General features: G+C 67.9%; 12 protein-coding genes. 10 read left to right on the top strand and 2 right to left on the bottom strand.

Annotated features, from left to right (window positions below; translation table 11 throughout):
• Positions 1-403 precede the first annotated feature (403 nt).
• From moeB to V0R59_RS24310, 10 genes are all read left to right on the top strand, one after another.
• On the top strand, positions 404-1,576 hold the full coding sequence (moeB, locus tag V0R59_RS24355; RefSeq protein WP_330077189.1) for a molybdopterin-synthase adenylyltransferase MoeB: 1,173 nt from the start codon (positions 404-406) through the stop codon (positions 1,574-1,576).
• 10 nt (positions 1,577-1,586) lie between these two features.
• On the top strand, positions 1,587-1,997 hold the full coding sequence (locus tag V0R59_RS24350; protein ID WP_330077188.1) for a M67 family metallopeptidase: 411 nt from the start codon (positions 1,587-1,589) through the stop codon (positions 1,995-1,997).
• A gap of 48 nt (positions 1,998-2,045) precedes the next feature.
• Positions 2,046-2,318, top strand: coding sequence for a MoaD/ThiS family protein (locus V0R59_RS24345; RefSeq protein ID WP_330077187.1), 273 nt, complete (start codon positions 2,046-2,048; stop codon positions 2,316-2,318).
• Positions 2,319-2,407: 89 nt separating this feature from the next.
• A complete protein-coding gene (locus tag V0R59_RS24340; RefSeq protein ID WP_330077186.1) occupies positions 2,408-4,207 on the top strand; it encodes a CoA transferase in 1,800 nt (599 codons plus the stop codon).
• Positions 4,204-5,853, top strand: coding sequence for a class I adenylate-forming enzyme family protein (locus V0R59_RS24335; protein ID WP_330077185.1), 1,650 nt, complete (start codon positions 4,204-4,206; stop codon positions 5,851-5,853). Before V0R59_RS24340 ends, V0R59_RS24335 begins: the two co-directional genes overlap by 4 nt.
• Positions 5,854-5,856: 3 nt before the next feature.
• Positions 5,857-7,050, top strand: a complete 1,194-nt coding sequence (locus V0R59_RS24330) for an acyl-CoA dehydrogenase family protein (protein WP_330077184.1) — start codon at positions 5,857-5,859, stop codon at positions 7,048-7,050.
• The gene (locus V0R59_RS24325; RefSeq protein WP_330077183.1) at positions 7,047-8,225 is read left to right on the top strand and encodes an MFS transporter; all 1,179 of its coding nucleotides are present in this window, start codon (positions 7,047-7,049) and stop codon (positions 8,223-8,225) included. Before V0R59_RS24330 ends, V0R59_RS24325 begins: the two co-directional genes overlap by 4 nt.
• Positions 8,209-9,246, top strand: a complete 1,038-nt coding sequence (locus tag V0R59_RS24320) for a glucuronyl hydrolase (protein WP_330077182.1) — start codon at positions 8,209-8,211, stop codon at positions 9,244-9,246. Before V0R59_RS24325 ends, V0R59_RS24320 begins: the two co-directional genes overlap by 17 nt.
• 233 nt (positions 9,247-9,479) lie before the next feature.
• Positions 9,480-10,493, top strand: a complete 1,014-nt coding sequence (locus tag V0R59_RS24315) for an extracellular solute-binding protein (protein WP_330077181.1) — start codon at positions 9,480-9,482, stop codon at positions 10,491-10,493.
• Positions 10,493-12,058 (top strand): ABC transporter permease, encoded by a 1,566-nt coding sequence (locus tag V0R59_RS24310; RefSeq protein WP_330077180.1) that lies wholly within the window; start codon positions 10,493-10,495, stop codon positions 12,056-12,058. Before V0R59_RS24315 ends, V0R59_RS24310 begins: the two co-directional genes overlap by 1 nt.
• On the opposite strand, the gene V0R59_RS24305 is transcribed toward V0R59_RS24310, so the two are convergent.
• Positions 12,059-13,993 (bottom strand): methyl-accepting chemotaxis protein, encoded by a 1,935-nt coding sequence (locus tag V0R59_RS24305; RefSeq protein WP_330077179.1) that lies wholly within the window; start codon positions 13,991-13,993, stop codon positions 12,059-12,061.
• Between the two features lie 142 nt (positions 13,994-14,135).
• Entirely contained in the window at positions 14,136-15,428 is a 1,293-nt protein-coding gene (locus tag V0R59_RS24300; protein WP_330077178.1) for an adenylosuccinate synthase, read from the bottom strand.
• Positions 15,429-15,451: the final 23 nt, after the last annotated feature.

Genomic DNA, 15,451 nt, shown 5'->3' with positions numbered 1-15,451 from the left:
GTACACCGCCAAACCTTGTGGGAGCTGGCTTGCCAGCGATAGGCATGGGTATCTACACATCTTTGATCTGGTGGAACGCGGACCCTGTGGGAGCGGATTTATCCGCGATCGGCGGCGAAGCCGTCGTAAAACCTGAGTCCCGGTTTTGTCTGATCCACCGAGGAGGCAGGTTTTATGGCCGCTTCGCGCCCAATCGCGGATAAATCCGCTCCCACAGGGTTCTGTGTTGCGGCTGATTGAGATGTGTAGATACCCATGCAGCGATAGGGCCGGAACAGCCACAGCAGATCTCATAGCTTTTCCGCGCTTTGCCATACGAATCCCCCGCCCCGATGGATTGCAACAACCCCTGACACAATTGAAAATAATTCCAGTTCGTATCTACTGAATGGAAGAAAGCGATATGACCTTACCGCCGCTGGTAGAACCCGGTGCCGAGCTGACTCGCGAGGAAGTGAACCGCTACAGCCGCCACCTGCTCATCCCCAACATGGGCGTCACCGGACAACGCCGCCTGAAGAACGCCAAGGTGCTGGTCATCGGCGCTGGCGGCCTGGGCTCGCCCACCCTGCTCTACCTCGCCGCCGCCGGCATCGGCACCCTCGGCGTGATCGACTTCGACCGGGTCGACGAATCCAACCTGCAACGCCAGGTGATCCACACCGTGGAAAGCATCGGCGACCTCAAGGTGGAAAGCGCCCGCCAGGCCATCGCCCGCCTCAACCCGCTGGTCAAGGTGGTCACCCACAGTGATCGCCTCGAACCGGAAATGGCCGTGGAGCTGTTCTCCAGGTACGACCTGATCCTCGACGGCACCGACAACTTCGCCACCCGCTACCTGGTCAACGACGCCTGCATCCTGGCGGACAAGCCCTATGTCTGGGGCTCGATCTTCCGCTTCGAAGGCCAGGCCTCGGTGTTCTGGGAAAACGCCCCGGATGGCCGCGGCCTCAACTACCGCGACCTGTACCCGGAGCCACCACCGCCGGAACTGGCGCCATCCTGCTCCGAAGGCGGCGTGCTCGGCGTGTTGTGCGCGGCCATCGCCTCGATCATGGCCACCGAGGCGATCAAGCTGCTGACCGGCATCGGCGATCCGCTGCTGGGCCGCCTGATGGTCTACGACGCCCTGGAAATGGGCTACCGCGAACTGCCGATCCGCCGCCTGCCGAAGCGCCACGCGGTTACCGCGCTGTCCGACTACCAGGCCTTCTGCGGCCTCAACCGCCCGGCCCCGGCCAGCGACATCGAGGTGCCGCTGATCAGCGCCCTGCAATTGAAGTCGCTCAAGGATGGCGGCAAGGCCCCGGTGATCATCGATGTCCGCGAGCAGACCGAATGGGACATCGTGCGCATCGAAGGCGCCCTGCTGATGCCCAAGTCGGCCGAGGTCGCGCAACAGATCATCGAGCGCTTCGGCCACGACACCGAGCTGGTCATCACCTGCAAGTCGGGCATGCGCTCCAAGGCGGTATCCACCGACCTGCGCAAGCTCGGCCTGGACAAGGTGCGCAACCTCGAAGGTGGCGTGCTGGCCTGGGTCCGCGACGTCGAGCCGGCGCTGCCGACGTACTGAGGACGCGGCCATGCCCTTGCGCATCACCCGCGCCGCGCTGGAGCGGATCCTCCACCAGGCAGCCGTCGAACACCCGCTGGAAGCCTGTGGACTGATCGCCGCGCCGTGCACGGAGCAGGTCGCCACGCGGGTGATCCCGATGCGCAACCACGCAGCATCCGAAGACTGGTTCAGCTTCGATCCGCGCGAGCAGTTGCGCGTATGGAACGAGCTGGACGAACGCGACGAGGAATGCCGCGTGCTCTATCACTCGCACACCGCCAGCGAAGCCTGGCCAAGCCGCGACGATATCGCCCACGCCCAGGACCCGGCGCTGCACTACCTGATCCTGTCCACCTGGCCCCAGGCCAGGCACCGGATCCGCAGCTTCCGCATCGTCGAAGGCCGGGTGTTCGAAGAGCACGTGGCGATCCAGGAATGAAAGGAGCCGCCGTACACGGCGGCCAGGACCACACCAAAGGAGATTCACATGTCGGTTTCAGTCATGGTTCCAACCCTGCTGCGTCCGCTCACCGACGGCCAGAAGAAGGTCGAGGCGCAAGGCGAGACGGTGCGCCATATCATCGACCACCTCGACAGCCGCTACCCGGGCATCAAGGCGCGCCTGGTGCACCAGGACGAGGTGCACCGCTTCGTCAACATCTACGTCAACGACGATGACATCCGCTTCGCCGCCGGCCTGGCCACCAGCATCTCCCCGGGCGACAAGCTGACCGTGCTGCCCGCCGTCGCCGGCGGCTGAAGCCCCGACGCCGTTTCGCGGTCCACGCCCCGCGAAACGGCCTGCACCACCCGGACTCCGATCCACCGCGCCACCCCGAGGTCCCAACCATGTCCCGAATCCTCGATGACGCCAGCCTGAGCTGGCGCAGCGGCCCCTGCCTGCCCGCCTGGCAGAGCCTGGGCGCCGCCCTGCAACGCCAGGGCGACTGCCTCGGCCTGCGGCATGCCGATGGCGCCGCCGATGGTCCGGCGCTGCAACTGCTGCACCCCGATCTGCAACCGCTCCAGACCCGCTTCGCCGGCCTCCCGGCGCTGCCCCTGGAGCTGTCCACCGAATTCACGCTCCAGGCCGCCTGCGGTCTCATGTCGGTGCACGGCCGCGCCAGTGGCAGGCTCCAGGCCCTGGGCGTGAACTACCTGTCGACCCTCAACGCCGCCCTCGCCTGGCAAGGCAGCCTGGCGGCCGCCGTGGGCCAGTTGCGCGGTGGTCGCTTCAGCGACGTGACCCTGCAACCGGCTGCCGGTGCCCTGCTCAGCATCGGTCAGTACCTGGCCGGCGCCACCGCCCCGGAAGACGCCGAGCGCCTGCTGCCCGGCGCGGACGATGCCCTGGCCCGGCCGCCATTCCTCTCGGCCGACGGCGTGCTGTTCGAACTGGAAACCCTCGACAGCCAGCCATGGCGGCGTTTCTGGAATGTCCTCGGGGTCAGCGACGCCCTCGCCGGCAAGGCCTGGCAGCGCTTCCTGCTGCGCTATGCCCGCGCCGTCGCGCCGATGCCCGCCGAGTGCCTGGACGCTCTCGCCGCCCTGCCGCTGGCACGCATCCAGGCCATCGCCGACGACAGCGGTGTGGCCTTGGTGCCGGTGCGCGATCCGGCGCAACGTCGCGCCGACGCTGACTACCCGGCCAGCGCCGCCGCGCCCTGGCAACTGCAACGGGGCCCGCGCGCCAGGCCAGGACGTAGCACGGCACCCGAGCGCCTGCCGCTGCAAGGCATCCGCGTGCTGGAGTCCTGCCGACGTATCCAGGGCCCGCTGGCCGGGCATCTGCTGGCCCTGCTCGGCGCCGAGGTGATCCGCCTCGAACCGCCGGGAGGCGACCCACTGCGCAACATGCCGCCCTGCGCGGATGACTGCTCGGTGCGCTTCGACGCGCTCAACCATCTGAAGGACGTGCGCGAGGTGGATATCAAGTCCGCCGCCGGTCGTGCGCAGATCCATGAACTGTGCCGCGACGCCGACGTGTTCCTGCACAACTGGGCACCCGGCAAGGCCGCCGAACTGCAACTGGACGCCGCCGACCTGCACGCCACCCGACCGTCGCTGGTGCATGCCTACGCCGGTGGCTGGGGCGCTGCCCGGGTCGACGCACCGGGCACCGACTTCACCGTGCAGGCCTGGTCCGGCGTGGCCTCGCGCATCGCCAGCGCTTCCGGCACCCGGGGCGGCACCCTGTTCACCGCCCTCGACGTACTGGGCGGGGTGATCAGCGCCCAAGGCATCTGCGCCGCCCTGCTCGACCGCGAGCTGCACGGGCATGGCAACCACGTGCACAGCTCGCTGCTGGGCGCTGCCGACCTGCTCCTGGACACCCGTTGCGACGCGCCTGAGCCCTTGCTGCAGGGATTGTTCCCCACCGCCGACGGCGTGCTCGCCCTCGACTGCCAGACCCGCCAGCAACACCAGGCGCTGCTCCGCCTGCTCGGCGGCGACGCCGACCCGTGCCGCCTCGACGTGCACCTGGCCCGGCAGGGCACCGACCACTGGGTCGACGCCTGCCTGCAAGCGGGCATTCCCGCCAGCACCGCCCATGAAGACCTCGCCCTGCTCGCCGCCGATCCGCGCCTGGCGCCGAGCCTGGCCAACCGTGCTTACCGTTCTGTTCAATCTCCGTGGAGTTTCCTATGAATACTGCCGGCATCATTGACCTCGTCCCCCTGCATACCCGTCGTCGCTGGAGCGAAGACGGCAGCTACCCCAACCAGGATGTCTTCAGCCTGTTCCGCCAACGCGCCACCGAGGCGCCGGACAAGGCCGCGGTGCTCTCGCCGGAAGGCAACGTCAGCTACGCGCAACTGCTCGACGCCGCGCTGCGCATGGCCGCCAGCCTGCGCCAGGCCGGCATCGTCGCCGGTGACGTGGTGGCCTACCAGTTGAGCAACACCTGGCGTTGCTGCGCCATCGACCTCGCGGTGGCCGCGCTGGGCGCCATCGTCGCGCCGTTCCCGCCGGGCCGCGGCAAGCTGGACATCCAGTCGCTGGTGCGCCGCTGCGATGCCCGCGCCGTGATCGTGCCGCAGGCATATGCCGGCATCGACCTGTGCGACGTGATCGAATCGCTGCGTCCGACCCTGCTCTCGCTGCGCATCCTCATCGTCGACGGCGAGCCCCGCGCCGGCTGGTCGACCCTCGACGCCCTGCTCGATAGCCCGCCGATCGACAGCGCCAGCCTGCCCAAGGTCTGCCCGGACTCGCCGGTGCGCCTGCTGGTGTCCTCCGGCACCGAGTCCGAACCCAAGCTGGTGGCCTACTCGCACAACGCCCTGGTGGGCGGACGCGGGCGCTTCCTGCAGCGCATCAGCGACGACGGCGCGGCCTTCCGCGGCCTGTACCTGGTGCCGCTGGGCTCGTCGTTCGGCTCCACCGCCACCTTCGGCGTGCTGTGCTGGCTCGGCGGCTCGCTGGTGGTACTGCCGCGCTTCGACGTCCCCGAGGCGATCAAGGCCATCGAGGAGCTGCGCCCGAGCTTCATCCTCGGCGTACCGACCATGCTCCAGCGCATCGCCGCCGACCCGGCCCTGGCCGATATCGACAAGTCCAGCCTGCGCGGCCTGATCTGCGGCGGCTCGGTGATCGACGAAGCCACCGTGCTGCGCTGCACCGAGCACTTCGGCTGCGGCTTCATCAGCCTGTACGGCTCGGCCGACGGGGTGAACTGCCACAACACCCTCGACGACCCGCTCGACGTAGTCCTCAACAGCGTCGGCAAACCGAACCCGGCGGTCTGCGAGATCCGCATCGTCGATGACCTCGGCCGCGAACTGCCCCAGGGCGACGTGGGCGAGATCACCGCGCGCGGCCCGCTCAGCCCGATGCAGTATGTCAACGCCCCGGAACTGGACGAGCGCTACCGCGACCCCGAGGGCTGGGTGAAGACCGGCGACCTCGGCTTCATCGACCCGCAGGGCTACCTGGTCCTGGCCGGGCGCAAGAAGGACATCATCATCCGCGGCGGCGCCAACATCAGCCCGGTGCAGATCGAGGGCCTGGTCATGGGCCACCCGGACGTGGTCACCGTGGCCTGCGTGCCGGTGCCCGACCCGGACCTCGGCCAGCGCGTGTGCCTGTGCGTGACCCTGCGCGAAGGCGCGGCGAAGTTCGCCCTGGCGGACATCACCGGCTTCCTCCGCGAGCAGGGCCTGGAGGTCAACAAGCTGCCGGAGTACCTGCGCTTCTACCGGCACCTGCCGCTGACCCCGGCGGGCAAGATCGACAAGCGAGCCCTCGCCGCCGACGCCGCCGGCCTCGTCGAACCCGCGCGCCAGGTGGGCTGAGCCATGAGCAACGCAAGCAACGAGCGGGCACAACGGGTCCGCCACTTCGTCGAACAGCAGATCCTGCCGCGGGAGCTGGAGCTGGGCGCCCATGACCAGGCGGCCGCCGTGCTGGCCGCCGAGCTGCAAATCAAGGCCCGGGCTGCCGGCGTATTCGGCAATTTCTACCCCGGCAGCCCGATCACCCGCCTGGCCGATTACCTGGCGGTGGCCGCCGAGGAAGGCCGCAGCGAGTTCGCCCCGGCGATCCTCGGCTGCGACGCCACCCTCGACACCTGGATGCTCGACCGCCACGCCAGCGGCGAGCAGCGCGAGCGTTTCCTCCTGCCGCTGCTGCGCGGCGAGCAAGTGCCCTGCTACGCCATGTCGGAGCCGGACAGCATCGGCTCGATTCCCGCCACCATGGGCAGCCGCGCCGACTGGCACGGCGATCACTGGCGCCTGAGCGGGCGCAAGTGGTTCATCTGCCGCGCCGCACGGGCCGACTTCGCCACGGTGATCGCGCGGACCGGCGACGGTCCCGTAGGCACGGCGCTGTCGATGCTGCTGGTTCCCACCGACAGTCCCGGTTTCCACTTCATCCGCCCGCTGGCACTGCTCGGGCGCCAGCAGGGCCAGGGCGAGCTGCGCTTCGACGAGGTGAAGGTGGCGCCGCAACAGGTACTCGGCGATCCCGGCCAGGGCATCGCCCTGATGCAGCGTCGCCTTGGCCTCGGTCGCCTGCTGCGCGCGGCGCACTGGCTGGGCCTGGCCCAGCGTTGCTTCGACGACCTGTGCGCACGGGTACATTCGCCGCGCGGCGAGCTGGCACGGCTGGGTGACAAGCAGCTGGTGCGAGGACGGGTCTACCAGGTGTACCGCGATATCGCCGCCGCCCGCGGCCTGCTGCGGGACGCGGCGGACAAGTTCGACCTCGGCATGGCCAATGCCATCGAGGTCAACCTGGCCAAGCTGGCGGCCTCGGACGCGCTGTCCGGCGCGGCGGACTCGGCGATGCAGATCATGGGCGCCGAGGGACTCAGCGAACTGTCGCCGCTGTCCGGGATCTATCGCCACGCGCGGACCACGCACATCCTCGACGGCACCGACGATGCCCTGGTCAGTACGGTCGGCCGCGACCTGCTGGCGGCCACGGCGACGGGCAAGCCCTTCGACAGCCGTGCGCCGTCGCTGCATCTGGGCAAGGTGACGCCATGAGAAAGCACGCCGCCCTGGCCGCGCTGCTCACCAGCGCCATGGGCCTGCCGATGATGATCTTCTACGCCCTCGGCGTGCTCGGCCCGCAACTGATCGCCGACCTGCACATCGACCGCGAACAGCTCGGCTGGCTGACCACCAGCGCCTTCGGCCTGGCGGCACTGCTGTCGCCCTGGGCCGGCGCGCTGGTGGCGCGGATCGGCTCGCGCAACGGCTTGCTGGCGCTGTTCCTGCTGGTGGCGCTGTCGTTCAGCCTGATGGCGGTGCTGCCGGGGTTCGTCGGGGTGATCATCGCCCTGTCGTTCTGCGGCGTGGCCCAGGCGCTGGCCAATCCGGCGACCAACCAGGCCATCGCGCAGACCGCCGATGCGCCCAGGGCGGTACTGGTCGGCACCAAGCAGGCGGGGGTGCAGTTGTCGGCGCTGATCGCCGGGCTCGTCCTGCCATTCCTCAGTGCCCTGATCGGCTGGCGCCTGGCGCTGGCCTGCTGGGTGCCGGTGGCATTGCAGATGGCCTTGTGGGTGCCGGGGCGGGTAGCCGCGCCGGCACCGGGCCCGCGTCCACCACTGCGCCTGGCCCGGGCCAACGGCTGGCTGCTGCGGCTGATGGCGATCCAGGCCTGCGCCGGCCTGTGCCTGTCGGCGTTCATCACCTTTTTCGGTGTCTACGCCAGCAGCCTCGGCGTAAGCGCCGGCAGCATCGGCCTGATGGTCAGTACCTTCGGCCTGATGGGCATTCTGTCGCGGCTGCTGCTGACGCCGCTGGGGTCGCGTCTCAAGGACGAGACGACGCTGCTCGGCGGCCTGTTCCTGTTCGGCCTGGGCACCGTGCTGGTACTGCAGCAGGCCGCACCGGAGCGCCACTGGCCATTGTGGCTGGGAGTGATCGGCATGGGCCTGAGCCTGGTGGCGAGCAATGCCGTGGCGATGAGCATGCTCCTGCGTGACAACCGCTTCGGCGGCGTGGCCAGCAGCGCGGGGATGCTCTCGCTGGGCTTCTTCGGCGGCATCGCCATCGGCCCCCCGGTGTTCGGCGCGCTGCTGCGCCAACCCGGCGGCTTCTCCGCGGCCTGGACCCTCCTGGTGTTCGCCCTCTGCCTCGGCGCCATCCTGTGCCGCAACCTGTATCGCGCCCGTCGTGGCGAGGAGGCCCGTCCCCATGCCGGCACAGCGTAAACGCCAGGCGGTGGTCAACGCCCTGTTCAAGCAACTCGACGGCATTTCCCGGCAGTGCGGCGAGCAATTCCCGCTCTATCGCCTGCCCCGGGAACGCAAGTGGAAGCTCTCGCGACGGGGCTCCTGGCTCGGCGGGTTCTGGACCGCCTTGTGGTGGCGCCGCGCGGCGTACACCGAGCTTAGCGAGGATCTGGACCAGGCGGTGTTCTGGAGTCGCCAGCTGGCCGCCCAGCTGGATGAACCGAGCCTGAACCGCAGTTTCGTGTTCTGGTACGGCGCCGCCCTTGGCGGTCGCCTGGCCCAGGACCCATCGGCACGGGAGCTGGCCTTGCGTGCCGCCGACGCCCTGGCCCGGGATTTCTGCCCGGAGATCGGCGGCTGGCCGCTGGGCCCCGGCATGGGCGGCGGCGACAAGGGCCATGCGACCCTCAATATCGATGCACTGGCACCGACCCTGGCATTGATGCACCTGCAAGACGACCCGGACCAGCGCGCCATGGCTCGCAGCCACCTTGAGCTGTGCCTGCGCACCTTGCGCGCTGAAGGCGACGCCTGGGCCAGTCATGCCCATCGCGACGAGCGCGGCGGCTTCCAGCGCGGTCCGGCGGGCGAATGGGCACGGGGGCAGGCCTGGGCCATGCTCGGGCTGGCCGAGGCGGTGGGGGTGTATGGCGGCACCTACGCTGCGCCGGCCCACGAGGCATGTGCCTATTGGTTGCGGCGCTGGGGCAAGGTCAGCGGCGACGCCGACCCCTGCGCCATGGCCATCGCCTCCCTGGCCCTGCTGCGCCTGTGGCAATGCCTGCCGGGGATGAACGAATGGCGCGACCTGGCGTTCAAGCAGATCGAAGGGCTGCTGTCGAGCGAGGTGCAGCAGGGTTGTTTCGTCGGTCACTACTACCGGACCGGGGCGGATCAGGAACAGATGGTCGAGTCGGCCTGTGCCACGTTCTTCCTGGTCGAGGCGTTGCTGACCCAGGATCAGGTGATGGCGGCGCAGGGCGGGATTGCTGGTTGGTAGACCTGGAGAGCGACACGGACCTGTGGGAGCGGGTTCACCGGAACGCCGGACCGCCGCGATAGCGATGGTGCGTTCACCACCGTAATCGCGGGTGAACCCGCTCCCACAGGTCCCTGCTAATACCTGGAAAATCCGATAGCCAGCTCATGAAATTCCCGCCATCCGGCCACTTGAGAAACAATTTCGTTTACCATTGTTTCCAAATATGTAGCCGTAAGCGAGGAACCACCCGCATGACGATCCGCCGTACCCCGATTCTGCGCAGCCTGGCCGCTTCCCTCCTTGGCCTGATGCTCGCAGCACCTGCCGCCCTGGCCGCCGATCCCGTGACCCTGACGCTCTACAACGGCCAGCACAAGGAAATCGGCGAAGCCATCGCCAAGGCCTACGAGGCCAAGACCGGCATCCACATCAACATCCGCAAGGGCAGCAGCAACCAGTTGGCCAGCCAGGTCATCGAGGAAGGCGAGCGCTCCCCTGCCGACGTCATCTACACCGAGGAGTCGCCACCGCTGAACAACCTCGGCGAGCTGGGCCTGCTGGCGAAGATCGACCAGGCCACCCTGGATGTCCTGCCCAAGGAGTTCGTTGCCGCCAATGGCACCTGGATGGGCGTGACCGCGCGCACCCGCGTGGTGGCCTTCAACCCGAAGAAGATCGACGAGAAGGACCTGCCGCCATCGGTCATGGACTTCGCCGACCCCGAGTGGGACGGCAAGATCGGCTTCGTCCCCACCAGCGGCGCCTTCCAGGAACAGGCCGTGGCCATCCTCAAGCTGCACGGCCGCGAAGCCGCCGAGGAATGGCTGACCGGCCTCAAGGCCTTCGGCAAGACCTACACCAACAACATGGTCGCCCTGAAAGCCGTGGAGAACGGTGAAGTCGCCGCGGTGCTGGTGAACAACTACTACTGGTACGCCCTGAAGAAGGAACGCGGCCAGCTCGACTCCAAGCTCTACTACCTGGCGGACGGCGACGTCGGCGGCCTGATGACCATCTCCAGCGCTGCCGCGGTGAAGGCCAGCAAGCATCCGAAAGAGGCCCAGGCCCTGCTCGCCTGGATGGCCAGCGAGGAAGGCCAGCGGGTCATCACCCAGACCACCGCCGAGTACCCGCTGCACAAGGGCATGGTCTCCGACCAGGGCCTGAAGCCGTTCGAAGACCTGCGTCCACCGAAGATCACCCCGGCCGACCTGGGTAACGCCGAGGAAGCGCTGGAACTCGAACGCGAAGTCGGCCTGCTCTGATGAGCGCCGCGCTTCCCGTGGCGCCGAGCACCGGCTTCGTGCCGCGGCGCAAGCGACCGTCGATCTGGGTGGTGCTGCCGGTCCTGCTGCTGGTGGGCCTGAGCCTGCTGCCACTGCTGTACGTCGCGCTGAAGACCTGGCAGGCGGGCTGGCATGAAGCCCTGCGCCTGATCTGGCGGCCCTTCGTCTGGGGTCTGATGCGCAACACCCTGCTGCTGATGGTCGGGGTCACGGTCGCCTGCGCGGTGGTCGGCCTGTCCCTGGCCTGGCTGCTGGAGCGCAGCGACCTGCCGGGACGCCGCCTGTGGGGCGTGATCCTGTGCCTGCCGTTCGCCGTGCCATCGTTCGTCAGCGGTTTCACCTGGGTTTCCCTGAGTCCGAAGTTCGAAGGGCTGTGGGGGGCGATCCTGGTGATGAGCCTGTCCAAGTACCCGCTGGTGTTCCTGCCGGTGGCGGCGACCCTGCGCAACCTCGACACCTCGCTGGAAGAATCGGCGCGGACCATGGGCTGCAATCGCTGGGCCGTGTTCCGCCGGGTCACCCTGCCATTGCTGTGGCCGTCGATCCTCGGCGGCAGCCTGCTGATCGCCCTGCACATGCTGGTGGAGTTCGGTGCCCTGTCGATCCTCAACCTGCAGACCTTCACCACGGCGATCTACCAGCAGTTCGAGCTGGAATTCAGCAACGCCAACGCGGCGATGCTCTCGGCGGTGCTGCTGCTGATGTGCCTGCTGATGCTGTGGCTGGAACTGCGGGTGCGCGGCAAGGCGCGGCATGTGCGCATCGGCCAGGGCGTGGCCCGGCGTGGTGCACCAGTGCGCCTGCGCGGCTGGATGCCGGTCGGCCAGCTGTACTGCCTGGGCCTGGCGATCCTCGGCAGCGGGATTCCGCTGGGGATGCTGGCGTACTGGTTGAGCGTGGGTTCGTCGGCGGCCTTCCCGGTGGCGGACATCGGCCGGGCGCTGCTGTCGTCGCTGTCGCTGTCGCTGGGTGGCGCGGGGGTCAGCCTGCTGCTGGCCTTGCCGGTGAGCTTCCTGGTGGTGCGCTACAAGGGCCGCCTGGCGATCTGGGCCGAGCGCCTGCCGTACCTGCTGCACGCCCTGCCGGGCCTGGTGATCGCCCTGACCCTGGTGTACTTCGCTCTGCACTATGTGCCAGCGATGTACCAGACCACCGGGCTGTTGCTGCTGGCCTACGCCCTGCTGTTCCTGCCCTTGGCGCAGGCGCCGGTGCGCACGGCGCTGACCAAGGCCGCACCGCAGCTGGAAGAAGCCGCCAGGACCCTCGGCGCGACGCCGTTCATGGCGTTCTGCCGGATCACCCTGCCGATCATCTTCCCGGCCCTGGCCGCGGCATTCGCCCTGGTGTTCCTCGACGCCATGAAGGAGCTGACCGCGACCCTGCTGCTCAGCCCCACCGGCATGACCACCCTGGCCACCGAGGTCTGGGCGCACACCGCCAACGTCGAGTTCGCCGCGGCAGCGCCCTATGCGGCGCTGCTGATCCTGGTATCCGGGTTGCCGGTGTACCTGCTGACCACCCGGATGTACCTGAACCGCGCCTGATCAGGCGCGGAACTGGCCCAGGCTGGCCTTGAGCTGGGCCGCCAGGTCGTCGAGCACCTTGCTGCTGGCGGTGGTCTGCATGACCACCTCGGCAGCGCGTTCGGCCTGGGCATGGATATTCTCCACCCGACCCCGTACCGCCTGCGCGCCCTGCGCCTGCTGCTCGGCTGCGCGGGTGGCGAGGCCGATGGCCGCATGCACCTGCTCCACCGAGACCTGCACCGACTGTTGCAGACGCGCGTTGTCGCGCAGCACCAGCAAGCCTTCGCTGGCCTGGCGGCCGGCCTGGCTGATCGCCGCCACCGCTTCCTTGGCCCCTTGCTGCAACGCACCGATATGGGCCTGGATATCGCCGGTGGAGCTTTGCGTCTTGCTCGCCAGGGCGCGCACCTCGTCGGCGACCACGGCGAAGCCGCGTCCGGTCTCCCCGGCCCGCGCCGCCTCGATCGCGGCGTTCAGGGCCAGCAGGTTGGTCTGCTCGGCGATGCCGTGGATCACAGTCAGCACCACCTCGATCTGCTCGCTCTGCTCGGCAAGACGTTCGATCACCTTCGAGCCGGTATCCACCTGCCCTGCCAGCGCTTCGATCAGCTTGGCGACCTGGGCCGAAGTGCGACTGTTCTCGTCGGTGGCCTGGCGGATGTCCACCACCTGTTGCAGGGCTTCCTGCATGGCGCGGCTTTCCGCCTGGGCCTCGTCGGCCATGCTCGACAGCGCGCGCAGGCTCTCGGCCACTTCATCGCGCTGGGTCGCTGCAGCGGAATCGGCGCCGGCGTTGCGCTGGGCCATGCTGCTGATCTCGATACCGGTGCGCTGGGCCACTTCGCCGGCCTCGCGGACGATCGGCTGAAGCTTGTCGACGAAGCGGTTGACCGCCGCCGCCATGTCGCCGATCTCGTCGCGGCTGTCGATGGCCACGCGCTTGGTCAGGTCGCCGTCACCGGCAGCCAGGTCGTTGAGCGCAGCGATCAGCAGACGCAGCTTGTTGACCACGCGCCGACCAAGCACCACCGCCACCACCAGCAGCACGCCGCAGCCGACCAGGGCCAGGCCCACGCCAATGCGCCAGCGCAGCGTTGTCGCCGCCTCCTGCACCGACTGCGAGGTATTGGCCTTCATCTGCAGGGCGCTGCCCTGGGCGGTTTGCAGGCGAGCCTGCAAGGTCTTGGTGCTGTCGGCGGCAGCGCCGGTGAGGCTGTCGGCCACCAGTTGGTCGCCACTGGCGATCAGCGCGGAGAAACGCTTGTCCAGGGCCTTCAGTTCGGCGTCCACCGAGGCGGTGGAGATACCCATCAGCACCTTGCCGATCTCGACCCCGTTGGGGTTGATCGAAGCTTCGACGAAGTACACCGCCGGATCGTTGCGCGCGGCGTCGAGGACCTTGTCCAGCGCACGCTCGCCCTGGCCCTTGTCGAGCAGGGCCTGGTTGACCGGATTTTGACGGTTGAGGTAGCGGGTCAGGTGTTCGCCCTTGTCGTTGTCGTAGACCACGAACAGGACGTTGGGATTGCGCTGGGCACGGCGGGCGAATTCCGACAGGGTCGGCACGTCCACGTCCCAGATGGCCCGGGGCGCCACCGAGGCGAGCAGTTCGGCCATGTCGTTGGCCGAGTCGCGCAGGTTCTTCTCCAGGGTGGCGCGCAATTGCGCCTGTTCTTCTTCCAGCCGCGACGATAAACCGGCGGTCAGGCGTTGCCGGGTACTTTCGGAAAGGCTGCTCAACCCCGAGCTGACTTCCTTCGCCGCTTGGTCCAGTTCGGTCGCCAGCTTCTGGCTATCGGCCCCCATGCGATTGCCCAGATCGGCTTCCAGTGCGGAGACCGTGCTGCGGGTCAGCACCACGGCGACCACGACTTGCACCAAAAGAGCGATACCAAGTGCCACAAAGACAGGCCGCAAGAGGCGGCTTCGTAACAATGAGATAACGGCAGACACAATAAATCCCTCTGCTTTTCGGAGCCATTACAGTGATGGCATCCCTGAAGGCAATTTCACAGCAAGGCTTGTGCCGTGGCAGGGGGACAGAAATGACAAAGGCCCCTGAAAAGGGGCCTTTGTCGTTAACGCTTGCGCTGGATCAAGCGAACGGGTGACGCAGCACGATGGTCTCGTTGCGGTCAGGGCCGGTGGAGATGATGTCGATCGGCGCGCCGACCAGCTCTTCCACACGCTTGATGTAGGCACGGGCGTTGGCCGGCAGTTCGTCCAGGGTCTTGGCGCCCACGGTCGATTCGGTCCAGCCCGGCATTTCCTCGTACACCGGCTCCAGGCCGATGTAGCTGTCGGCGTCGGTCGGGGCATCGATGACAGCGCCGTTCTCGTTCTTGTAGCCCACGCAGATACGGATGGTTTCCAGGCCGTCCAGCACGTCCAGCTTGGTCAGGCACAGGCCCGAGATGCTGTTGACGTCGATGGCGCGACGCAGGATGACGGCGTCGAACCAGCCGCAACGACGGGCACGGCCGGTGGTGGCACCGAACTCGTGACCACGCTTGGCCAGGTAGGCACCGACGTCGTCGAACAGTTCGGTCGGGAACGGACCGGAACCGACGCGGGTGGTGTAGGCCTTGGTGATGCCGAGAATGTAGTCGATGTACATCGGGCCAACGCCGGAACCGGTGGCGATGCCGCCGGCGGTGGTGTTGGAGCTGGTCACGTACGGGTAGGTACCGTGGTCGATGTCCAGCAGCGAGCCCTGGGCACCTTCGAACATGATGTCCTTGCCGGCGCGACGCAGGTTATGCAGTTCGGCGGTGACGTCGAGCATCATCGGCTTCAGCTGCTCGGCGTATTCCATGCACTGGTCCAGGGTTTCCTGGAAGTCGATGGCCGGCTCTTTGTAGTAATTGACCAGCTGGAAGTTGTGGTAGTCCAGCAGCTCGCCCAGCTTGGCGGCGAAGCGCTCGCGGTGGAACAGGTCGCCGACGCGCAGGCCGCGACGGGCCACCTTGTCTTCGTAGGCCGGGCCGATGCCGCGACCGGTGGTGCCGATCTTCTGCTCGCCACGGGCCTTCTCGCGCGCCTGGTCGAGGGCAACGTGGTAGGACAGGATCAGCGGGCAGGCCGGGCTGATGCGCAGGCGATCGCGAACCGGTACGCCCTTCTCTTCCAGCTTGACGATTTCACGCATCAGCGCGTCGGGAGCAACCACCACGCCGTTGCCGATCAGGCACTGCACGCCTTCGCGCAGGACGCCCGAAGGAATCAGGTGCAGCACGGTTTTCTCACCGTCGATGACCAGCGTGTGACCGGCGTTGTGGCCACCCTGGTAGCGCACTACGGCGGCAGCATGTTCGGTCAGCAGATCGACGATCTTGCCTTTGCCCTCATCACCCCACTGGGTGCCCAGGACTACGACATTCTTACCCATAACACTTGTCCTCATTCGCGCAA

The sequence above is a fragment of the Pseudomonas ulcerans genome (assembly GCF_036324125.1).
Lineage (GTDB): Bacteria > Pseudomonadota > Gammaproteobacteria > Pseudomonadales > Pseudomonadaceae > Aquipseudomonas > Aquipseudomonas ulcerans.
This window is presented reverse-complemented; position numbering and strand designations above follow the sequence as displayed.

Coding starts and splice junctions, on each gene's coding strand:
- moeB (WP_330077189.1), top strand. CDS start 404: ATGACCTTACCGCCGCTGGTAGAACCCGGTGCCGAGCTGACTCGCGAG.
- V0R59_RS24350 (WP_330077188.1), top strand. CDS start 1,587: ATGCCCTTGCGCATCACCCGCGCCGCGCTGGAGCGGATCCTCCACCAG.
- V0R59_RS24345 (WP_330077187.1), top strand. CDS start 2,046: ATGTCGGTTTCAGTCATGGTTCCAACCCTGCTGCGTCCGCTCACCGAC.
- V0R59_RS24340 (WP_330077186.1), top strand. CDS start 2,408: ATGTCCCGAATCCTCGATGACGCCAGCCTGAGCTGGCGCAGCGGCCCC.
- V0R59_RS24335 (WP_330077185.1), top strand. CDS start 4,204: ATGAATACTGCCGGCATCATTGACCTCGTCCCCCTGCATACCCGTCGT.
- V0R59_RS24330 (WP_330077184.1), top strand. CDS start 5,857: ATGAGCAACGCAAGCAACGAGCGGGCACAACGGGTCCGCCACTTCGTC.
- V0R59_RS24325 (WP_330077183.1), top strand. CDS start 7,047: ATGAGAAAGCACGCCGCCCTGGCCGCGCTGCTCACCAGCGCCATGGGC.
- V0R59_RS24320 (WP_330077182.1), top strand. CDS start 8,209: ATGCCGGCACAGCGTAAACGCCAGGCGGTGGTCAACGCCCTGTTCAAG.
- V0R59_RS24315 (WP_330077181.1), top strand. CDS start 9,480: ATGACGATCCGCCGTACCCCGATTCTGCGCAGCCTGGCCGCTTCCCTC.
- V0R59_RS24310 (WP_330077180.1), top strand. CDS start 10,493: ATGAGCGCCGCGCTTCCCGTGGCGCCGAGCACCGGCTTCGTGCCGCGG.
- V0R59_RS24300 (WP_330077178.1), bottom strand. CDS start 15,428: ATGGGTAAGAATGTCGTAGTCCTGGGCACCCAGTGGGGTGATGAGGGC.